The 21,096-nt window shown below is 55.1% G+C and carries 10 protein-coding genes; 4 read left to right on the top strand and 6 right to left on the bottom strand.

Translation table 11 applies throughout. The annotated features are described in order from the left end of the window. The first annotated feature begins 8 nt into the window (after nt 1-8). Nucleotides 9-2,114, top strand: coding sequence for an FISUMP domain-containing protein (locus tag BUA44_RS04440; protein ID WP_083579479.1), 2,106 nt, complete (start codon nt 9-11; stop codon nt 2,112-2,114). Nucleotides 2,115-2,198: 84 nt separating this feature from the next. Here the strand turns inward: BUA44_RS04440 and glmS are convergent, their stop codons facing one another. Next, nucleotides 2,199-4,028 carry a glutamine--fructose-6-phosphate transaminase (isomerizing) gene (glmS, locus tag BUA44_RS04435; RefSeq protein WP_072809049.1) on the bottom strand — a complete coding sequence of 610 codons (1,830 nt, stop codon included), beginning with the start codon at nt 4,026-4,028 and terminating at the stop codon, nt 2,199-2,201. A gap of 141 nt (nt 4,029-4,169) precedes the next feature. On the opposite strand from glmS, the gene BUA44_RS04430 reads away from it, so the two are divergent. Next, a complete protein-coding gene (locus BUA44_RS04430; RefSeq protein ID WP_083579478.1) occupies nt 4,170-5,048 on the top strand; it encodes an FKBP-type peptidyl-prolyl cis-trans isomerase in 879 nt (292 codons plus the stop codon). A 175-nt stretch (nt 5,049-5,223) separates the two neighbouring features. On the opposite strand, the gene BUA44_RS04425 is transcribed toward BUA44_RS04430, so the two are convergent. The 3 genes from BUA44_RS04425 to BUA44_RS04415 all read right to left on the bottom strand — a co-directional run bounded on the left by BUA44_RS04425 (nt 5,224) and on the right by BUA44_RS04415 (nt 8,827). Next, nucleotides 5,224-6,618, bottom strand: coding sequence for a S41 family peptidase (locus tag BUA44_RS04425; protein WP_083579477.1), 1,395 nt, complete (start codon nt 6,616-6,618; stop codon nt 5,224-5,226). Nucleotides 6,619-6,687: 69 nt separating this feature from the next. After that, complete coding sequence (locus BUA44_RS04420) at nt 6,688-8,040, bottom strand: S41 family peptidase (RefSeq protein WP_178348738.1); 1,353 nt, start codon at nt 8,038-8,040, stop codon at nt 6,688-6,690. 34 nt (nt 8,041-8,074) lie between these two features. Beyond that, nucleotides 8,075-8,827 carry a leucine-rich repeat domain-containing protein gene (locus BUA44_RS04415; protein ID WP_072809040.1) on the bottom strand — a complete coding sequence of 251 codons (753 nt, stop codon included), beginning with the start codon at nt 8,825-8,827 and terminating at the stop codon, nt 8,075-8,077. 270 nt (nt 8,828-9,097) lie between these two features. Between BUA44_RS04415 and BUA44_RS04410 the strand changes: the two genes are divergently transcribed. Both BUA44_RS04410 and sprA read left to right on the top strand, forming a co-directional pair. Beyond that, the gene (locus BUA44_RS04410; RefSeq protein ID WP_072809038.1) at nt 9,098-10,990 is read left to right on the top strand and encodes an AIPR family protein; all 1,893 of its coding nucleotides are present in this window, start codon (nt 9,098-9,100) and stop codon (nt 10,988-10,990) included. Nucleotides 10,991-11,391: 401 nt separating this feature from the next. Continuing rightward, nucleotides 11,392-18,285: a T9SS outer membrane translocon Sov/SprA gene (sprA, locus tag BUA44_RS04405; RefSeq protein WP_255370458.1), complete on the top strand. Its 6,894-nt coding sequence runs from the start codon at nt 11,392-11,394 to the stop codon at nt 18,283-18,285. 96 nt (nt 18,286-18,381) lie between these two features. On the opposite strand, the gene BUA44_RS04400 is transcribed toward sprA, so the two are convergent. Continuing rightward, nucleotides 18,382-19,146 (bottom strand): SH3 domain-containing protein, encoded by a 765-nt coding sequence (locus BUA44_RS04400; RefSeq protein WP_072809624.1) that lies wholly within the window; start codon nt 19,144-19,146, stop codon nt 18,382-18,384. Between the two features lie 28 nt (nt 19,147-19,174). Continuing rightward, nucleotides 19,175-20,986: a BatD family protein gene (locus BUA44_RS04395; protein ID WP_072809036.1), complete on the bottom strand. Its 1,812-nt coding sequence runs from the start codon at nt 20,984-20,986 to the stop codon at nt 19,175-19,177. Nucleotides 20,987-21,096: the final 110 nt, after the last annotated feature.

The following is a 21,096-nucleotide window of genomic DNA, read 5'->3' as shown; positions in this document are numbered from 1 at the left end:
TGACGAATATGAAAAAGTATCTTGCTTACGTGATGCTTGCCTTGATTGCCTCCTTGTGGGGTTGTTCCGATATGGGTGACCGCGATAACCCGACAGATCCGGGTGCCGATAACTTTGATGCAAGTCTCGTTTCTGGCGATGGAAACGGTGGCGGTGATGAACCGGGCGATGGTGGTGAAGGTGACGATGGAAAGGGCTCTTCTTCATCGAACGGTATTTCGTCGAATAGTTCTTCTTCGAAGGGTTCGTCATCCAGCGTCACACCGAAGTCGAGCGATAGCGAGACAAGTGTGTCCACCGGAACCATGACCGACTCCCGCGACGGCCAAACCTACAAGACGGTAAAGATTGGCGACCAGGTCTGGATGGCGCAAAACCTGAACTACAAGAGCGATAATAGTTATTGCTATAACGATTCTGCCAAATACTGTTCTGAATATGGTCGCCTTTATACTTGGGCCGACGCGATGGAAAGTTGCCCTACGGGGTGGCATTTGCCTTCGAAGGATGAATTTGTGATATTGGCTAATATTGCTGGTGGAAGTAGCAAGGCCGGCAAGCCGCTAATGGCAAAGGATGGTTGGAACAGCAATGGCGGAGGATATGATACGTATTCCTTTGCGGCGCTTCCTGGCGGAGCAAGGAATGAGGATGGGGAATATGTGCTTTTGGGTGAACAGGGCTCCTTCTGGCTTGCCTCTGAGGAGGCTTTCCGATTCGTAGTAAATAATTTGCCTCTTTATATCGCCCCTAATAACCGAGGGAGGGGCTTGTCTGTGCGTTGCCTGAAGGATGCTGGGCAGTCTTTGAGTTCTTCGTCGCAGTCTGGTGTGAATAGCAGTTCAAGTGGGAAAGTCAGTGTTGAACTAGGTACGTTTACCGATGAACGTGATGAACAAACCTACAAGACGGTAAAGATTGGTGACCAGGTATGGATGGCGCAAAACCTGAACTTCAAAACGGACTCTAGTTTCTGCTACAACGACGAGGAAGCCAACTGCACCAAGTACGGAAGGCATTATAAGTGGGCCGCGGCGGTTGGCAAGTCGGAGAGTGAATGTGGCTATGGTAATGAATGCTCCTTGCCATCGGGTGACATTCAGGGAGCATGTCCCAGTGGCTGGCACCTGCCTAGTAAGACTGAATGGGAAACCTTGTTCACGACTGTTGGCGGAAATTCGACGGCTGGCAAGGTTCTTAAGTCTGCCTCTGGTTGGAATAATAGTGGCAATGGTACGGATGCTTTCGAATTTACGGTGCTCCCTGCCGGCGGCAGGTACGGCAGTGGCAATTACTCCAACGAGGGCAAATCCGCAATCTTTTGGAGTTCTACTGAGTTCGAGGACAAAGACGCATATATTGTGTCCTTGTTCTACGATGGCGGTGCACCGTATTTGAGTTACGCTGAAAAACGTTACGGGTATTCTGTCCGTTGCCTAATGGATACTGAACAGCCTTCGAGTTCTTCTTCTGCGATATCTGTTTTGTCTCCGTGCAAGACTGCTGATAGCGATGATTGTGAATATGGCACCTTTACTGATGAACGTGATGGTCATACCTATAAGACAGTTAAGATTGGCGACCAGGAGTGGATGGCGGAGAATTTGAACTTTGATTATAATGTTGGCTCGGCGAAGAGTTACTGCTATGATCAGTCGGAATTGAATTGTGACAAATATGGAAGGCTTTATACATGGGCTGCCGCAATGGATAGTTCTGCTGCGTTTTCGAACAGTGCCGCTGGATGCGGGTATCTGGTTGATTGCTCTTTGTCTTACCCTGTTCGAGGGGTGTGTCCGGAAGGCTGGATTTTGCCTGATTCAACAGATATGGTAAAATTGATAAAGGCGGTTGGAAATTATTCTGTTGCGGGGGGTACGTTAAGGTCTGTATCGCAAGGAGGTACGGACGGCTATGGTTTTAATTTTATGATGGCTGGAATGCGAAATAATAGTGGAAATTATGTCAATAAGGATGCTATCGGTTATCTTTGGACGTCTCACCCGCGTGGCCGCTATAATGCAGACCATATTTTATTTGAAAAAGTTGAAAGCGCTAGGTATTACAACAATTACAGGTATAACAGTTTTTCTGTTCGTTGTCTCAAGAATTGACGAGCCTAGCAGTAGTCTCAAAAAAACGCAAACGGCTCCCTTCCGGGAGCCGCTAATTTTTTTTATTAAACTGTCCGATGGACTTTATTCCACCGTCACGCTCTTCGCGAGGTTGCGCGGCTGGTCCACGTCGTTTCCGCGGAGTACGGCGATGTGGTAGGCGAGGAGCTGCAGCGGGACGCATGTCACGATAGGCATGAGCATCGGGATAGTCTTCGGCACCTTGATGAGGTGGTCCGCAAACTCGTCGAGCGGCTTGCAGTCTTCGGTGGTGACTGCAATGACGCGGCCGCCACGTGCCTTGATTTCGCGCACGTTGCTGATGACCTTGTCGAACAATGCATCCTTCGGGGCAATCACGACCACCGGCATGTTCTCGTCGATAAGGGCGATGGGGCCGTGCTTCATTTCGGCGGCGGGGTAGCCTTCGGCATGAATGTAGCTGATTTCCTTGAGTTTCAGCGCGCCTTCCATGGCCACGGGGTAGTTGAAGTGGCGGCCCAGGTACAGGAAGTTGTTCGCCTTCGCGTACTTCTGCGCAATGCCTGCAATCTGGTCCGAAAGTTGCAAGGTCTGTTCCACGAGAGTGGGGAGTTCCTGCATGGCCTTCACGATGTCCGCGCCGCTTTCGAAACTGAGCCTGCGCTGGCGCCCGAGCAAGAGGGCGATCATGGCGAGCACGGTCACCTGGCTTGTGAACGCCTTGGTGCTAGCCACGCCAATTTCGGGACCCGCGTGCAGGTATACGCCGCCGTCGCTCGTGCGGGCGATGGTGGAGCCCACGCCGTTGCATATCGCGAGCGCGGTCGCACCCTTCTGCTGAGCCTCCTTGAGGGCCGCAAGCGTGTCGGCCGTTTCGCCGGACTGGCTGATGGCGAGCACGAGCGTGCCCGGCTTGATGATGGGGTTGCGGTACCGGAACTCGGAGGCGTACTCGACTTCCACCGGGACGCCCGCCAGGTCTTCGATCATGTATTCGCCGACCATGCCCGCGTAGTAGCTTGTGCCGCATGCGGTAATGATAATGCGGTTGATGTTTCTCAGTTCCTTGATGTTCGTGTCGAGGCCCGCGAGTTTCGCGTTGCCTTCTGCGCTGAGCAGGCGCCCGCGCATGGTGTTGCGCAACACTTCGGGCTGCTCGAAGATTTCCTTGAGCATGAAGTGCGCGAACCCGCCCTTCGCGACGGCGTCCGCGTCGAATTCCACGTCCTTGACTTCGCGCTGCACCTCGTGGCTGTTCATGTTCACGATGGAGTAGTTGTTGCCCGTAATCTGCACGATGTCGTTATCGTCGAGGTAGACAACCTTCTGCGTGTGGTTGATGATTGCAGAGACGTCACTCGCGAGGAAAAAGTCGGAATTGCTCCCGATGCCGAGGATGAGCGGGCTGCCGCGGCGTGCCCCGATGAGCGTGCCCGGTTCCTCGCTGCAGATGACGGCAAGGCCGAACGTGCCTTCCACCTTGTCGAGCGCCTTGAGCACGGCCGCCTTCAGGTCGCCCTTGTAGAAGCGGGCGATGAGGTGTGCTAGGACTTCGGTATCGGTTTCGGACTGGAACTTGATGCCTTCCGAAATGAGTTTTGCCTTGAGGCTTGCGTAGTTCTCGATGATGCCGTTGTGGACAATCGAAATTTTCCCGTCGTAGCTTGTGTGCGGGTGGGCGTTTTCGACGGTGGGGGCGCCGTGGGTGGCCCAGCGGGTGTGCGCGATGCCGGTCTTTCCGGTAACTTTCTGCGTTTTCAGCTTGTCTTCGAGTGCGCTAATCTTGCCCGAAGCCTTCACCACGTGGATGCTGCCGTTCTCGATGACAGCGATGCCCGAGCTATCGTAGCCGCGGTACTCGAGCTTCTTGAGCCCGCCGACCAGGATGGGTAACGCTTCGCTTTGACCGATGTATCCGACAATTCCGCACATAAAAATTCCTTGAATGGGGTAAAAAAGAACTATACGGCAAAATATACGAAAAGAAAGTGTAAAAAATACTTTTATGTGAGAAAAATCACGTTTGATTTGCTATTTTAAATAGCGTCTAAAATAAACTCAAAAGAGGACACTATGAAAACAAAATTGATTATTGCCGCTGGCGCTCTCGCCATGCTCATGACCGGCTGTGACCAGCTGTGCCCGAGCAAGAGTGCTCCGGCCAAGACCTCCCTGGTTACCCAGAAGGATACGACCAGCTACGCCTTCGGTGCGCACTTTGCCAACCAGGTGTACGCCCAGCTCGTGGCCCGCGATTCCATCGAACTGGATCTTGACCTCTTTATCCAGGCTTTCAAGGACCGTTTCAACCAGGATTCCAGCAAGTACCTGATGAACGATTCCACCGTGTTTGCTACCCTCATGAACATCCAGCAGCAGAAGCAGCTTGAAGCTCAGAAGAAGGACAGCATCGCTTCTGAAAAGCGCAAGAGCGAAGGCGCCGCCTTCCTTGAGACGAACAAGACTGCCGAAGGCGTTGTGACGACTGCTTCGGGCCTCCAGTACAAGGTGCTTACCGAAGGTACGGGCGCTACTCCGGGTGATTCCGACGTGGTCAAGGTGCACTACACCGGAACGCTCCTCGACGGAACCAAGTTCGATAGCTCCATCGACCGTGGCCAGCCGCTCGAATTCCCGATTAACGCCGTGATTCCGGGCTGGACCGAAATGCTCAAGCTCATGAAGGTGGGCGAGAAGGTTACCGCATGGATTCCGTTCGACCTCGCTTATGGCCCGTACGGCCGTCCTCCTCAGATTCCGGGCTACAGCCTGCTCGTGTTCGAAATGGAACTCATCGACACCAAGGCTCCGGAAGCCCCGAAGGCTGAACCTGCTGCCAAGCCCGCCAAGGCTGTGAAGGCTGCAAAGCCCGTTGCCCCGAAGGCCGAAGCCAAGCCTGCTGAAGCCCCGAAGGCAGAGGCCAAGCCCGCCGAAGCCCCGAAGGCTGAATAAGGCGGTTTAGAAAATCAGTAAAAACACCTCCGCTCAATGCGGAGGTGTTTTTATTTGCACCGCAGGTGCGCACGTAAATAATTCGTGCTTACCATAATCTTGTGACTAGAACGAAACGAATTATTAAGTGTCGGGAGGGTCTTAGGGAGGGCTCGCCCTCCCTAGTCTAAAAAAACTACCTGCGGATTATCCTGAACAACCCGCGGTCGAGTTCCTTGTTGCTGTGCTTCTTCGCGAGCGTGAAGTGTCCCTTGTCGACGGTGCCGTAGCCCTGCGTACGCTGTGCCGTGCCCTCCTTCGCGAGCTCAACCGCCTTCTGCATCGCCTTGTCGGCATCACCTTCTTCGAAATCCGGGACAATTCCGTACTTCTGGTAGGTTCCCCAGTTCTTGTCCAGGAGCCTCATGCTGGTAATGCCGGTGAGGCCGCCCGCGATGGTTTCCAGGTACGACTGCCCGATGGCCTTGCCGTAGGTGGTTTGCCCCACTACGGGTGATTTCGTGTTGCTCACGACGCCTGCGGTCATGAGTTCCGCACAGCTGGCGCTATTGCTGTCTGCGAGAATCACGTAGTAGCGCTCGGCTCCGATACCGTCCTCTTCGGTAATATAGGTTGTCGTGTCGATATAGGGCTCCTCGGTGAGGGAGTCAATGGTGTGGCTGATAATCGTGATGATGGTGTCGTTCTTGGGGAGCATTTCTGCCGCCATGTTGACGCAGTGCTCCACGGTGCCGCCCGGGTTTCCGCGAAGGTCGATGATGGTGGATTTCGCGCCGGCAGTTTCTTCCAGGGCGTCGAGGAATTCTCCGTACGTGCCGGTGACAAGTACGGTCGTGTCCGTAAATTCGGTGACGGTAATTACCGGGATGGAGTCGACCATGTCGACAAAGACTGTGGGGGAAAAGTATTGGTCGAACGTGATTGAAATATTGAGGGTGTCCTCGCCACGCTTGATGGCGAAGGGGACGGTTTCTCCGGCATCGAATACGGCTTCGAGCCTCCTGAAGTGTTGCTCGTTGCGGGGTCCCGTTCCGTCAATCGTAAGCAGAGTGTCTCCCTTCAGCACGCCCGCCTTGTCTGCAGGGCCGTTCTTATACACGTGCTTGAATACGAGCGTGCCAGAATTGGTGCATAAGCCGTCCGTTGTGCAGTTGGTCTCGATAATTTCCTGGAAGTCCGCGCCGATGCCCGCCGTCGCTTCGGAATAGACCAACTGCTTGAGAATCCTTTCTGCGATATACGGGCTGAAGTAGTTCGTGAAGTTGTCGCTCAGGGTCGAGTACATGTACGATACGTCAGGGAATTCGTAGTCGTCCTCGGTAAATCCATTCTTTGCGCCTTCATCGAGGTACTTGTTGACGTCCTTGACTTCCGTTTCGGCATTGACGTACATCGCCTGGAGAAAGAAATTCGTGAAGAGTAATTCCTGCTGGGCCTTGGGTAGACGGCTAAAGGATTCCTCGTCCATGTAAGGCGATAGAATTTCTTCGTCAGAAGCGGATGTCGTGCAGGCCTGGAACAGCAATGCCGCTGCACTAAGTCCAGCTATAAACAGATGCGTGAATTTCATACCTTCTCCCTTTTTATCGCATACGTTTACGTATGCGCGAGGCTAGCTTTGCTTGCTGAAGTTTTTTCTTTACCAAACTACAAAATTTTCGACAAGTGCGCCGCCGGGAATCTCGTATCGGGGCCTTTCGGGCACGATGATTTCCGGTTCGTTGACAACATTTCTAGACATGGAGCCTGCCGCCTTTGCGGGCGCATAGCCGGTCTTTTTCGGGACCCCGCCGAAGTGAACCTCCGCCGCCTCGATGGCACACGCGATGCTCGCGCCGCCTTCACAGCGGTACTGGGGCACGAGCCCCTTCTTGTGGTACGAATTCCCCTTCGGGGTCAAGAACTCGAGCGTCGTTATGGTGGCAAGCCCCCCTGCGGGCGTGCTCCAGGACGATTGCCCGATTCCCTTGCCGTAGGTGGTAATGCCCACGAGCGGGATATCTTCGAGTTCGGTGACCGCGGCTGCAAAAATCTCCGCGCACGATGCGCTCCCGTTATTGGCGAGCAACACGAACTTCCCGCCTTCTCCGGGGTCGCCCGCGGTGGCGTCGTTTTTCGTGTTGTACTCGGTGCGCTTCCCGTCGGGCGAGAACGCGTACCATTTCCGGGAAGAAAGCGTCCCCTGCCTTACGAACAGGTCTGCCATGCGGATGCACTGGTCCACGTGCCCGCCGGGGTTGTTCCGGAGGTCGAGAATGCGCGGTGACTTGTCGCCCGTAGAGGATTCCAGGTATTTCTTGAGTTCCCCGTAGGTGCCGTTTTCGCGGTCGTACGTGTCGGGCTTGAACTCGCGGATGTTGATGACCGCATGTCCGCCGACCGTGTCCACGAATACCGTCGGGGCGTAGATGGTCTCGCGCTTCATGTCGTAGGTCTTGACGCTGCCGTCGTGTTCAATGACAAGCGAGATGTCCGCGGTATCGTTGAAAACGTTCCTGTAGGTGGAGTAGGCGTCGTCGCCGGTAAGTTCGACCCCGTTTATCGAGAATACGTTGCCGTACCTGGGGACGCCCGCACGGTCGGCGGGGCTTTCGGGATACACGCGGTTGATGAACAGCGGATGCTCGAGGCTCACGTCGCGCAAGAACTCCACACCGATGTCGCCGGTGATGATGCTCGTGTTGCGCGACTCAATGACTGCCTCGCTGTGCGAAGGTTCCGTATAGCGGGTGTACCTGTCGGTAAGCACACTGAAGAGCGCCTGCACGGAATCGCCCTCTTCGGGTATCGCCGCCAGTTCTTCCCCGTAGAGGTAGGTCTTTTGCAACAGCCAGTAGTTGTATTCGTACTCGCTTGGCGCAGGAATGCTCTCTACAGGCGACAAAAAGTCGCTGCACGCAGCAAGGAACGCTAGTGCAGACAGTACACATGCAAGGACAATACATCTGTGGATACTCTTTTTATGTGTAATGCAGGACGTGTAATTTCTCATTTCACACTCCTCACTCCACATTGCGCCCCGGGCGCTACTGATCTACCTTCAGGCCCTTCTTGTTCAGGAGTGCGTGCGGTACGCCTTCTTCCATCGGGTTTTCCACGACGGAGATGGTCTCGAGCTTGTCGCACTGGCTGAGCGATTCGGGGAGCGTCGACAGCTGGTTCGCGTCGAGCACGAGTTCGCGGAGCTTCTTGAGGTTTCCGAGTTCGGAGGGCACGCTGCTCAGGCTGTTGCCCGAAACCATGAGAATCTCGAGGTTCGCAAGCTTCTCGAGGGATGCCGGGATGGAGGCGAGTTCGTTGTTGTCGAGGTAGAGCTTCACGAGGCTCTTCATGTCGCCGATGGTCGCGGGAATATCGGAAAGCATGTTGTCGTGGAGGCTGAGCTTGGTGACCTTTGTCCACTTGCCAATCTCTTTCGGGAGGTCCAGGAGCTGGTTCTTCGCGATGTTCACCGTATTCAGGTTCACGAGGTTCCCGACGCTAGCCGGCAGTTCGGACAGGCTGTTGTAGCCCAGGTAGAGGTGGTTCAGGTTCTTGAGCTCGCCGATGGTCTCGGGGAGTTCCATCAGGTCGTTCTCGCTCACCGAGAGGCTCTTCAGGTTCTTGAGTTTCCCGATTTCGTCGGGTATTTCGACCAGCTTGTTGCGGTCGAGGTTCAGTTCTTCGAGGGAGTCGATTTCGAAAAGCTCGGGCGGGAGGAGCCTGAGCTCCTTCTGGGACAGGTCGAGCGATTTGGCCTTCTCGGCCTTTGCCTTGGCAATAATATCAAGCAGATTCATACGTCACTCCTTGTCGATAGTTTCTCTCCCCTAAATCATAGTATTTTTACCCGATTTTGCGGAAGCGGCACCGAAAAAAAAGAAAAAAAACGATTTTCTGTACATTTGTTCACTATTTTTTGACGTTTGTAGTGGTGTTTTTACAAAAGATTTGTTATTTTTTTACTCAAATTGTAGTTTTGAAACTATTTTTAGTGTGCGAATTACGATACTGGCATATTATGTAATGTTTTTATATGGTATGCCGCCGGTATAATAGTTGAGGAAAAAATGGAACTAACAAAATCGCAGGAACGCCGTCTGGCATTTGTCGCTAGCCTCCTAAGCTTGAACCCTAACGATCCCAACGACCGAATAAAGGCTCTCCGGCACCTGAACCTGGACGAAAACGGCTGTTTCCACGGCTTCCAGTATTCTCAGGGCTTCATGGAGTTCTTCATATTCCTGGACGAGGATACCCCGCTCGAGAAGGTTGTCGCGCACCTGAATTCCGACCTCAAACTGCTCCAGATTGCCGTTTTCCGCACAAGCGACCCCACAAACCCGTTCTTCCTCTCCCTGCGTGAAGAGGCAGACCCGTGGGACGTGAAGAAGATTTCTGACGGCGACGAGGAGGAAGACGAAGATACTCCGGCAAGCCGCCCGTACATGGAAACGCTCCAGATTACGGTGCTCCGCACCAAGGCGAGCCGCGACCTCACCGACTCTGAACTGGAACGCACCCTCAAGGATATGCGCCGCAAGCTCGGTATCTGGAAGAACGAGGTGAAGGCCAAGCTCGAGATTATCGCCGAGCACGACGACCTTACCCGCGACCTCCGCAGCGCCGACGACAAACTTGAAATTGTGATGGAATCCGAACCGCTCCACCTCACGAGCGACCATGGCGAACTTTTCCTCGGTTTCTGCCCCATCCGCACGATTTTCGATTACCACGTAGCCCTCGGCAAGCGCCTCAAGACAAAGCACAACATGGCCATCGTCTCGAGCAATATCCGTACCTACCTCGGTAACCTCACGCACACGAACGCGGCCCTCATCGACGCCTTCCAGACTATGGAACGTAACGACGACGAGAACGTGAATATCGACGACTTCCCGTTCCTGCACAACGGTATGACCCTCACGGGTGATGACCTGCGCGCCAAGGAACGCGACGGCAAGAAGGTGCTCGTCATTGAGCGCCCGAAAATCATTAACGGTGCCCAGTCCCTGTTCACCTACGAAACCTACGCGAAGAAGAGCAAGAAGCCCGTGAACCCGCAGGTGCTCGTGAAGGTCGTGGTGCCGTACCCCGGTGCCGACAACTTCCTGAACCAGGTGACCATGGCCAACAACCGCCAGAACCCGGTGTTCAGCTACCACCTGCGCGCCGCAGACGACCTGCAGTTCTTCATATGGCAGCGCTACCAGGAAGAAGGCTTCACCTACGTTTACAAGGATGGCGTGCGCCTCAAGGCACGTACCCGTAAGCTCGAAGTCCGCATGCGCCCCGAACTTGCAAAGACCCTGTTCATGATGGATGGCAAGCTCAGCGAATGCCGCAGTAGCGACTGCATCTTCGACAAGGAAACGCTTTACCAGCGCTGCTTCGGTGCGTTCGTGCGTGTCGCCCCGGACAAGGAAAAGGATTTCGTCCGCAAGACTATCGCCTTCACGAAGGCATGGCAGATCCTTAGCCGCCTCCCGATTAAGATCCGCAAGGTTACCCCGGGCAAGGGCGTGTCTATCGAGGCCAACGACGATAACCCGCTGACCAAGATTACCTGGAATGGCCGCCTGGAAGACAAGTTCATCTTCCGTAGCGCCGTGAAGGACCTGGTGGTGGCTCTCGCGCTCAAGCACTGGCTTGTGTACGGCGACCCGATTCAGGATTTCGAATGGCTTGTCGACAACGAACTCAACTTCAACGAGTCTATCCTCAGGTACGCTTCGAAGATCTACACCGAAGACCTGAAGGGCATTCTCATCAACGAGTTCAAGGACAATCCGGCCTACTACGACACGATCACCACTATCGACAAGGATAGCGGCGAATCCGTGGAACGCCGCCTGTGGAAGGGCTTCGCGAACACCGCCACTTACGACAAGATGATGGATCTCCTGTGCAAGAAGAACCGCTCTTGGGAAAAGTGCCGCGGCGGCATCGAGATGTTCATCTAGTCGCTAGACAACAACTCTTAGGAAATCCTCGGCCCTCCGAGGATTTTCTTTTTTTTGCGTTCTCAGCTGTCATCCCCGCGAAGGCGGGGATCTCCCTTTTGCTTCTTATGCCCCCAAGGCCTTCGCAGTAGTGAGCAAGCGAGTGTCGCGGCGGACTGCTTGCAGGCCGACATGACCGAGTGCAGCCACGGACGCCTATACGAAACTTGCCACTTTAGTGGCTTAGTTGAGTTATCCTCTTTGGGGAGTAGACGTCCACTCTGAGCTGGGGCCCCTCCCGCATGACTTTTAATCCTTAATTTTTTGCAACTTTGAAATTGCAAAGTGAAAAATTGCTAATTTGGCAGAAAATTCACTTTTTAACTGAATTTGGCTCGGCTGAATTCTGTATTTTGTGATTGTTGCTTTTGAAAAGGTTCTTACATAGAACCCGCTCGGGTTTTCTGGCCCTGTGCCTTACGGCATTCGGCATCGCTTGGTCTCAGGAAGATTCTTCCGTGAGCGTTTCCGCGTCTGCGGGCGAACCCGAAAATGCAGAGGCGGAAGAGGCCCCTGACCCGGCAGAGACCGAGTGGCAGCCGACCCTCCAGTACTTCCCGCTGCCGGCATCTTCGAACCCGCTGAATAGCCTGCTTCCGTTCGGGGGCGTGGGCGCATCGCCCCGCCTGATGAAGGAAACGAAGGGCCAGGTGTTCGACCACGAAATCAATATGGCGACCCGCGAGCTCGACGTGAGCGAGAAGCGAGTGAACAGCGTGTCGCGAGATACGACTACGCTCTGGACGGCGCACTACCCCGAACTTACCGACTACGTGGCAGACATGTACGACGTGGGCCGCAAGAACCTGTGGCTCAATAGCCTTATCGGCCAGCGCGATGGCGGGTACGAGGCGCCCGAGACGGGCTCGATGTTTGACATCACGATTCCGGTGAACATGCCCGCGTGGATGAAGACCTTCGGGTTCGACAAGCCCAAGCTGATGCTCCAGGGTACCATGAACGTGCGCCTGAAGGGCTATGGCGAGATTGACGATGCTGAAGGCAGTACCAAGACGAGCCTCTGGCCTTCGCCTTCGCTCGATTACGAACCGAGCTTCATGGTGAAGGGCAAGATTGGCCCTTACGTGACGGTCGAAATCAACAACGTGGAAAGCGGGCTCGGCGTACAGAACCAGGTGCGCGTGGTGTACGAGGAATCGTTCAAGGACGAGTTCGAGGACTACATACTGCAGCGCGTGGAAGCGGGTACTACGTCCTTGTCGCTTTCGGGTACGGAACTTACGGGTTATTCCGAGAACCACCAGGGCCTGTTCGGTATCAAGGCGGACTGGAAACTGGGTGACTGGCGGCTTACGACCATCGCGTCGCAGGATGGCGGCAGCCAGGAGGAATACACCATCAATGCCTCGGAGACGACGACCGAATTCCAGGTGCTCGACAAGCAGTTCGTGTCTTACCGCTACTACTTCTTGAACCACGATGCCCGTGACAAGTACGTGAACGCAGCCATTGCGGGCCGCACCACGTCGAGTTACCCGGCAACGGGCCTCAAGCTGTTCAAGAGGAGTGCCCTCAATAACAAGAACGACGTGTGGCGCGATGTCAAGGTATTGTACACGACGCCTAGTGGCAAGCCTATCGAGAAGACTGTCGAACGCATGGTGGAAATCCCGGCGAGCGAGTACTCCTACGACCCCAAGACGGGTATCGTGAAGGTGAACGGCGTGACCCGCTCTACGCTTCTTGCCGCCCTGTGGAGTAACGACGGCACCGGGCGTACGGGTACGACCATGAGCCATGGGGCTAAAATCGTGCTTATCCAGTGGGATGCGGAACTTGCCGAACTTACGGACATCGGGAAACTCATGCTCCGAAACGTGTACGCTATTGGCATTACGGATGCGAGCGCTTCGAATTTTGTGCTCCGCATGAAGAACAAGTCGGGCGTGGCGGGAACGTTCCTCAAGACGCTCGGCGTCGCGGATACGACGACGGGTACGCCCCTCGTGAGCGATGCTACGATTTTCAAGAAGGATGCGAGCGGCAACTACACCGGCGAGATGTGGCTCCCGTGTAAGCCGCTCTCGGAATATTCCGGCCCGAACGCTACGGAGCGCGCGCGTGCGAACTGCTTGGAACCCTTGCGCAACCTGGATTCTACGAACGTGGTGGCGCAGCTTTACTCGCTCCCGGTCTACAACCTGAGCCGCTACACGAGCCAGTTCTACTTTGAATCGGTGGGCAAACGCCGCAGTTCCACGATTAGCGTGCGCGACCCGAACTCGAGCTACTCCGTGAGCGGCTCCAGCTGTATGGACATTTCACCGGGCACGGAAAAGCTTACTGCGGGTTCTACCGTGCTTACCCGCGGGACGGACTACGAGGTGAACTACGAGCTCGGCCAGATTGAGCTTTTGAGCGAGCGCGCCCTCGACCCGAACAAGGAAATCAAGGTCACCTTCGAATGTGAACCGCTGTTCGAGATAGACAACAAGCTGTTGCTTGGCGCCCGCGCGGAACTCCCGCTGGAACGCTACGGGTTCGGAACGGGTTCGCTCTTTGGCGTTACCGCGCTCTACAAGAGCCAGAGCACTACGGCGAAGACCCCGACGCTCGGTAACGAACCGTTCTCCAGCGTGCTGTGGGGCATGAACCTCCGCTTGCAAGATACGGTGCAGGCCCTGACCGACCTCGTGAACAAAATTCCGGGAATAAACACGGACGCAAAGTCCAGCTGGCGGTTTGAGGCCGAATTTGCGGCGAGCAGGCACAATGCGAACACGAGTGACGATGTCGAGGCTCTCGTGGAAGATTTCGAGACGACGACAAACGGCCTCACTTACCCGCTGTCGAGGCTTTCGTGGTACCAGGCTTCGCCTCCGGGCGGAACGGATTCGAGCCTTTCGACTTACATTGAGAACCTGGATTACAAGCATCAGGGTGAATTCATTTGGCATAGCAACAATACGGAACTGTACAAGTACATCTACCCGAATGTCGGCAACTCCGATGTAGATAACCAGCACCTGACCGTCCTCAAGATGACTCTCCGTGCAAACGATAACCTGGTGGGCAACTCCTGGGGCGGCATCATGCGCCCGAACAGCGCCTACTACCAGGACCTGAGCGAGATGAAGTATATCGAGGTGGTGGCGCGCGGTAACGTGGGTTCGCTGTTCCTCGATTTGGGCCAGGTAAGCGAAGATATTTCCATAAACGGCTTTGCCCCGAACGGCGAGTACGATGGTGAAAATGACCTGGGCTCGACGACTGCGCTCCATGACAGGGGCCTGGACGGCAAGACGGGCGACGAGGAAGAACGCCAGGTCTGGGATTGTCGCATTGCCGGGTGTATCTCCTCGGTGAGGAATTCGACGAACTCCGGCCCGACGACCGATATTGCGCTCGATAACTTTGACGACGACCTGGACGACGACAGCGACCCGCCGAGGATTATCAACGGTACCGAGAACAATGCCGGTGAACGCACCTACGATACCGAGGACATCAACAAGAACGGCTCGCTCGATACCGACATCAACTTCGTGCGTTACCGCATCGACCTTTCCGATACGAACGCGGCGAACTTCGAGGTGCTCCGCAACGGCTGGCGCAAGTGGCGCATTCCGCTGAACCAGTACGACACGCTTGTCTCGTCGACAGGGAGCGACTACAAGTCTATCCTTGCGCAGTCGCTGTATACGAGGCTCTGGATGGGCCGGCTGAATCCGGGTGTTGCCGAAGCGAAGGTGCAGGTGGTGAGCCTTGCCGTGGTGGGGAATGCCTGGGAAGAAACGACGGTTGCCGACTTCTACAAGACGTCTTCTAACGAGAACTCGCAGATTGTTAGCGTGAACGGAATTGAAACTTCCGTTTCGGAATCGGTGGGTACGACCGATACCACCTACGTGAAGGTTTCTACCATCAATAGCCGCGAAAACGCGAATACGTATTTCAAGAGCCCGAACACCAAGACGGAACGCGATTCCGAGACGAATGCCCCCCTGAAGGAAACTGCGCTGGTACTTGACTACCAGAACATGAACCCCGGCCAGGAAGTGGGCGTGACGCGCATATTCGAGACCGACAAGAAGGACCTGTCGTCGTACAAGTCGCTCAAGATGGAAATCCATTACGTGACGAAGGCGAAGACGTCGAAGGCTCCGGTGCGTTTCGCGCTGCAGTTCGGTTCCGGCTCGCTTGAGGGCTCGAGCGATTACTATGAATGGAGCTTCCGTCCGGTAATGTACGATAGCACTTCGTGCGAACGCGAGCAGGATTGCCACGAGCAGAACTGGCTTGCGAACGCCTTCGCGATGAATGTTTCCGACTTCTCGGATTTGAAGCAGGGACGCCGCCCGCCGTTCGTGGAACCCGTCGTGAAGGAACTTGGTGGCGACCGCGAAGAACGGCTCAGGCTGGTGGGTAACCCTGCCGTGACGAGCGTCGACTGGATGCGCTTCGTGATTATCGCGGATTCGAACGCTTCGGCGGAAGATCTCGAGGGAACCTTCTGGATTGACGACCTGCGCCTTTCGGACATGGATACCGAATGGGGCTATGCGGCCCGTACATCTGCGCAGGTGAACTTCGCTGACTTCCTTTCTGTTTCGGGTGCGGTGCGCTACCAGGACGGAGCCTTCGCGACACTTTCTACTTCGGGCGGTTCTCCGAAGCCCAAGCTTTCTCAGGCCGCATCGCAGCTCGATGTTTCGGGCGATATTACGCTTAGCCTGAACAAGTTCCTTGCCGATAGTCTCGGGTTCCATATCCCGATGAGCTTCGGTTACAGGAGCACGACCAAGCGCCCCTACATGAAACCTTCCGATGATTTGACGCTGGACCGTAGCAGCTTTGGCGAACTCACGAAGGACATGTTCCAGAACGAGCTCGCCGTGACGAAGGACAAGAAGGAACAGGAACTCCGTGACGACGCTCAGTCGAAGGGCTACCAGTCCTACACCCGCGAAAAGAACTTCAGCATCAGCTATAGCAAGAGTTACAAGGCGGCCGATTCCAAGGTGGGCGAGGCGCTTTCGCAGATATTCCTGGAACGCCCGGCGGCGAGCTATTCTTACCGGCAGTCCGAGGGCCGCGCGACGACCGCATCGGATTCCACGTATTCTTACCACACGGTGCTCGAGTACAAGCTGGGTACGTTCAGCCTCTTCAAGTTCAAGCCGTTCGAATCCCTCGCCAAGTCCGAAAACAGCTTCCTGAAGGCTCTCGCGAAGACGGAATTCGAACCGTGGCCGCAGACGTTCGATGTGACATTGTTCGACTTCAACTACGTGCGCTATGTGAACCAGGTGCGCGACCCCGACTACGTGGAACCGCAGGTGGACAAGGTGGTGACCTACACGGCGGACTTGAACCACAAGCTGAACATGCGCTGGAACATCCTTTCGTTCCTGTCTACGAGCTACTCCCTGAACATCAAGCGCGACATGTACGGTGGCGGTGACCGCGAAGGGTTCGTGAAGGAAAACTTCTTCAGCCCCGACGAGGGCGGGCTCTTTGCGAGCGGCTACGTGTTTGACTACGACCATACCGACAGGAAGGTGTATGTTTCCCGCGACAGTCTCGTGATTATCCCGACCGATACTATCGCGAAGATGGATGCGAACGGCAAGCCGATGGCAATCGACATGTCTAACCCGGATTCCTACGAAATCCGCTACGACTCCACCACGTTCTACAAGGTGGATAGCGTGGGTACCCGCGAGTACGGCAAGTCCTATGGCATATTGAGGAACGAACGTTCCCGCACGCAGCAGTTCAAGATAAACTTTAACCCGCGACTGATTTCATTCTTGCCGTTCAACATGGGGTACACCTCTGACTTTAACCAGCAGAAGACCATTCCCGACAACTTTGACTTTATGGACCAGAACAATCTCGAGAAGAACTACTGGACCATATCGCAGACGAACCGCTTCGAGTTCAGCCCGACCTTCAAGATTGTCGACTTCCTGAAACTCTTCGGCAAGGAATCGAAGGCCGTGAGCGCGGTGGAAAAAATCAAGTGGCGTGAAATACGGTTCAACTGGACTGCGAGTACCAACACGCTGGGCGAAAACTTCACGCTGGCGCAACTGTACGAGCAGCAGGGCGTGACTCCCTTCCAGTACTACCTCTACGGTCTCGGTATCGGCAACGGCTACCGCAATCGCGGGCTCTGGAACATCGTCTCGGGCGATATGGGGCTAACATCCCGCGGAGATTTCGAGAAGTTCGGGCAGTACCGCAACAGGGATGTCGATACGCTTGTTTACCAGGGCAACTTCCGCCATGCGGTATCGCGCAGTTTCCAGATAGGTACGGGCATCACGCTCCCCATCTGGGATATTGGCCTTACGGGTGACCTGCAGTGGAAGGAAGATTTCGCGCAGTCCCGTGAATACCCGCTGTATATCGACACCACAACGGTGTGGCCCAAGATTGGCGTGGGTGTGACAATCCCGAACTTTGCCCAGCGCGTATCGTTCCTGAATACTTTCAAGAGCGTGAGCACAATCCACAGGTTCGATTTCACGAAGACAACGAGCGTGAAGCCCTTCCAGAGCGCGGAAGATTCCTGGTCGTACCAGATTAACTTCAACCCGTTGGTGCGTGCTACGTTCCTGTTGCAGAACAACCTGAAGATTGAGAACAGCGTGCGCATGAAGATAGAGACTACGGATAGGCGCCCGAAGGAAGAGGTTATCGGGCTCCCGTGCTGGCCCGACTCGCTTGGCAACATCGCCGACACTACGGACTACTTCTGGAATACGCCCTGGATATACACGGCGCTTTACAACGACTTTGCGTTCAATATCGGCGATGACTTCACGATTTCGTACCCGCTCAAGCTAAAGCGCGGGTTCCAGCTGTGGAAATGGTACTTCAAGCTCGACAACAACGTGGACCTGAAACTCACTGCGGGCTACGACTACAACAAGACCATCCGTAAGGAATACACGCCTGCAAACAAGGATTACAACATGTGGAACAAGGAGAGCGGTACGGACGGCGTGTTTAGGGAATGGAAGTTTGATTCTGAAGACCTCTCGGCGTACAACATGACGGACAACCCGACCGCATATAACCCCGAACTGAAACTGACTGACCGCACGGTGCCTTCACGTACGCACGAGTGGTTCATTCGCCCGAGTGCAAGCTACCAGTTCAACAAGATGGCGTCGATGAGCAGCTACATCGAGTACAGGCAGATTCACGAGAAACTCGACGACGAGACCCCGCACCTGCGCCAGATCCTGCAGTTCGAAATCGCACTCCTCCTGAGATTCAATTAACTTGAACAGTTAGCCGAAGGATTTGCTTTTAACTCCCTGCATCTAAATTGCATACGCTGAGCGTATGCGCGAGGCTAACGCAGTTAGCTGAAGGACTTACTTTATAATCCCCACTTCGCTGAGCTTTACGAAGCCCTTGATCTTTTCGCCGAGGCGAATTTCGGCAAAGTTGCCCTGCACAGAAATAACCTCGAAAGATGTCCCTTCGGAGAGCGTGTTGAGCGTCTGCGACTTGTCGCTCGGGGCGCTTGTCACGTCGGCATCGGCGGCAGTCACCACGCCGGTAATTTCTGTCTCGAGGACAATTACCTTGTAGGCGGCACTCGCCCCGATGACGCAGAAGACTGTCGTGAGCGCGAATACGATTCCCGTGCAGATGTTCTTGCGGGTCTCTCCGATAACGAGCTTGCGGGCGATAAGCACAAGCGTGATAATCCAGAAGAGGGCGAGCAGCGTGAAAAGTTGCGCCTTGAGGGAAAGAGCGTGGTGCGCCTTGAATAGCCCGGTGAGGATGGGATTTTCTTCCTCGTCTTCTTCCACCTTGTCGCGGGTCATGGCCTGCGCGAACTTGAGGTTGTGCATTATGTCGTCATCGGTGGCGCGGAGCCGGAGCGCCATCTTGTAGTAGTAAATCGAGAACCCGAGTTTACCGCTCCGGAAGTAGGCGTTGCCCAGGTTGTAGAAGAGGTCGGCGTCTTCCATGCCGTTATCGACGCAGGTGCGCCATTCGTCGATGGCACGTTCGAAATCGCTCTCGTTGTACGCCTTGGCGCCGGCTTCGATGCCCGCGCATTTTTCGGCGGCAAGAGCCGGGCCGAAAGCCACTGCGATTGCAAATAAGATAAACAAAACTTTTTTCATAAATCCATCATCCATTATCAATCATCAGTTAAACTTTCAGTTCTTCGCAAAGTTTTTCGACGTCGTCGAGCATCTGCTTCTGCTCTTCGGCGGAGGGGTTCACCGGGGCGAACCGTGCAAACGCGCATTTTTCGAGCCAGCTGTCAATTGCCGCAATCGTCTCTGCGTTCAAGCCGAGCTTTGCGAGTTCTTCCTTCATCTGCGGGCGGGTCATGCCCTTGAATTCCAGGTTCGTCTTGTCGCTCAGGTAGTCGATAAGCCCGTTTTCGAGCGCCGCATAGAGAGCCTTCGCGTCTCCCTTCTGGAGGGCTGCGCGTGCATTTGCGAACCGGGCCTTGAGCATCTTGTTTGCCTTGCCCTTGCGCACGAGGGCTGCATCGCTGTTGTGCTTGCGGCGCCTGCGGATTGCAAATGTCACGAGTACGTAGAACGGGATTGCCGCGAAGAATATGGTCCAGAAAATGGCGTTCCTGTGCGGGTGCGATGAACCTGCGCTCTTGCCGATAGCATGGATGAACCGTATGTCGTTTCCGAGCGATTCGATCTCCTGCTTCTGCACGGCTGCGGGGCCGCTTGCGGTGACGGGGTTCTGGAAAACAGCCTCGGGAGCGTTTTCACCCTTCTCCACGTGGATATTCCACGGGCCGGCCTTTGCCGTCTCGTACTTTTTCTTTGCGGGGTTGAACCAGCTGTAGGTAATCTCGGGTATGGTAAAGTCGCCCTTCTTTTTGGGGTAGAGGAACACCTTGATGCTCTTGCTGGTAATGACCTTGCTGCCTACGACCTTCTTGTTGATGTTGTTTTCGGGAGGTACGGAGCGGAAATCGCTGAAGTCGGGGAATTTCGGGTCGGTAATGGTGCCGGGAGTTCCGTCGCCCTTGATGTCTACGGAGAGCGTGAGCGCTTCGCCCACCTTTACGTCGGTGCGGTCGAAGTTGGCGCTGAAGCTGTAGTTGCCCACCATGCCGCTGAAGTCCGCGGGCTTGCCTTCGGTGGGGAGAGGTTTCACCATGATGTTAATCGTGGGGGACTGGGCCTCGGCCTCGACGGATTCCTGCCTGATGCTCTGCGAATGGAACGACATGCCGCCCATCTGCTTGTTCTCTTCGACAATCTTCGGCTCGCCGCGTTTGGTGTACTTGAACTTGAACGGCGGAATCTGCAGGTTGCCACTCTTGGTGGGGCTAAGCCATGCAAACTTGGCGCTTGCCTGCATTTCGCGGCGGCTGCCTTCCACGGGTTCAAATTTTAGGTTCGAGAGGTCGCTGCGGTGCACGATGAAGTCGTTGCCCGTATTCATGTCTGTCGCCTGCAGGTTGCCCTCGAAATGCTCGTAGGTGTGGAGCCCGAGCGTTACGTAGAACTGTTCGCCTTCATAGATGGTCTTCTTGCTTGCGGTAAGCGATACGCCGAGTGCATCGTCGGTATAGGCGCGCTGGATGTTGACGGGGATTTCGCCCGAGATGGGTTGTTTTTGCCCTTCAAATTCGATTAGGACCTTGCCGATGTTCAGGCGCCCAGTCTTCTTGGGAGCCCTTAGCTTGAAGGTATAGACGCGTGCCTTGTAGCCGCCGCGGCTACCGCCCCCGAAAAAGGAATTGAACATTTCTTCCATGCTGGGGCGAATTACCTGGTCTGTACTGTCCATGCCCAGGAACGTGAATCCGTTCTGCGTGTCGATGGAAAAACCGCTCCTGTTTTCGGGCAAATCGCTTAACGGGTATACAAGCTGCAGTCCAAAGGTCTTGCCCGCTTCTACGCGCTCCCTGTCGAGTTGCAGGGAAGGCCGCGCGGTCGCTCCGAGGGCGAGGGCAAGGCATATGAGTATAATTCGTTTCATACCGCCAAAAATACCAATTTTTCGGGTAGAAAACCAAAATGAGGGTGCCGGATGCGGGGTATAGGGGCAGGCGAGCCGTTTTTTGCCGGAAATCGGAGAAAAAAGTTTTT

The sequence above is a fragment of the Fibrobacter sp. UWR3 genome (assembly GCF_900143055.1).
GTDB lineage: Bacteria > Fibrobacterota > Fibrobacteria > Fibrobacterales > Fibrobacteraceae > Fibrobacter.
Note: the sequence above shows the minus strand (reverse complement) of the source record. Positions and strands in the feature narration are given on the sequence as shown.

Bases quoted from the DNA above. Each gene is read 5' to 3' on its own strand.
- glmS (WP_072809049.1), bottom strand. From the start codon at position 4,028: ATGTGCGGAATTGTCGGATACATCGGTCAAAGCGAAGCGTTACCCATC.
- BUA44_RS04410 (WP_072809038.1), top strand. From the start codon at position 9,098: ATGGAACTAACAAAATCGCAGGAACGCCGTCTGGCATTTGTCGCTAGC.
- BUA44_RS04415 (WP_072809040.1), bottom strand. From the start codon at position 8,827: ATGAATCTGCTTGATATTATTGCCAAGGCAAAGGCCGAGAAGGCCAAA.
- BUA44_RS04395 (WP_072809036.1), bottom strand. From the start codon at position 20,986: ATGAAACGAATTATACTCATATGCCTTGCCCTCGCCCTCGGAGCGACC.
- BUA44_RS04440 (WP_083579479.1), top strand. From the start codon at position 9: ATGAAAAAGTATCTTGCTTACGTGATGCTTGCCTTGATTGCCTCCTTG.
- BUA44_RS04430 (WP_083579478.1), top strand. From the start codon at position 4,170: ATGAAAACAAAATTGATTATTGCCGCTGGCGCTCTCGCCATGCTCATG.
- BUA44_RS04425 (WP_083579477.1), bottom strand. From the start codon at position 6,618: ATGAAATTCACGCATCTGTTTATAGCTGGACTTAGTGCAGCGGCATTG.
- BUA44_RS04420 (WP_178348738.1), bottom strand. From the start codon at position 8,040: ATGAGAAATTACACGTCCTGCATTACACATAAAAAGAGTATCCACAGA.
- BUA44_RS04400 (WP_072809624.1), bottom strand. From the start codon at position 19,146: ATGAAAAAAGTTTTGTTTATCTTATTTGCAATCGCAGTGGCTTTCGGC.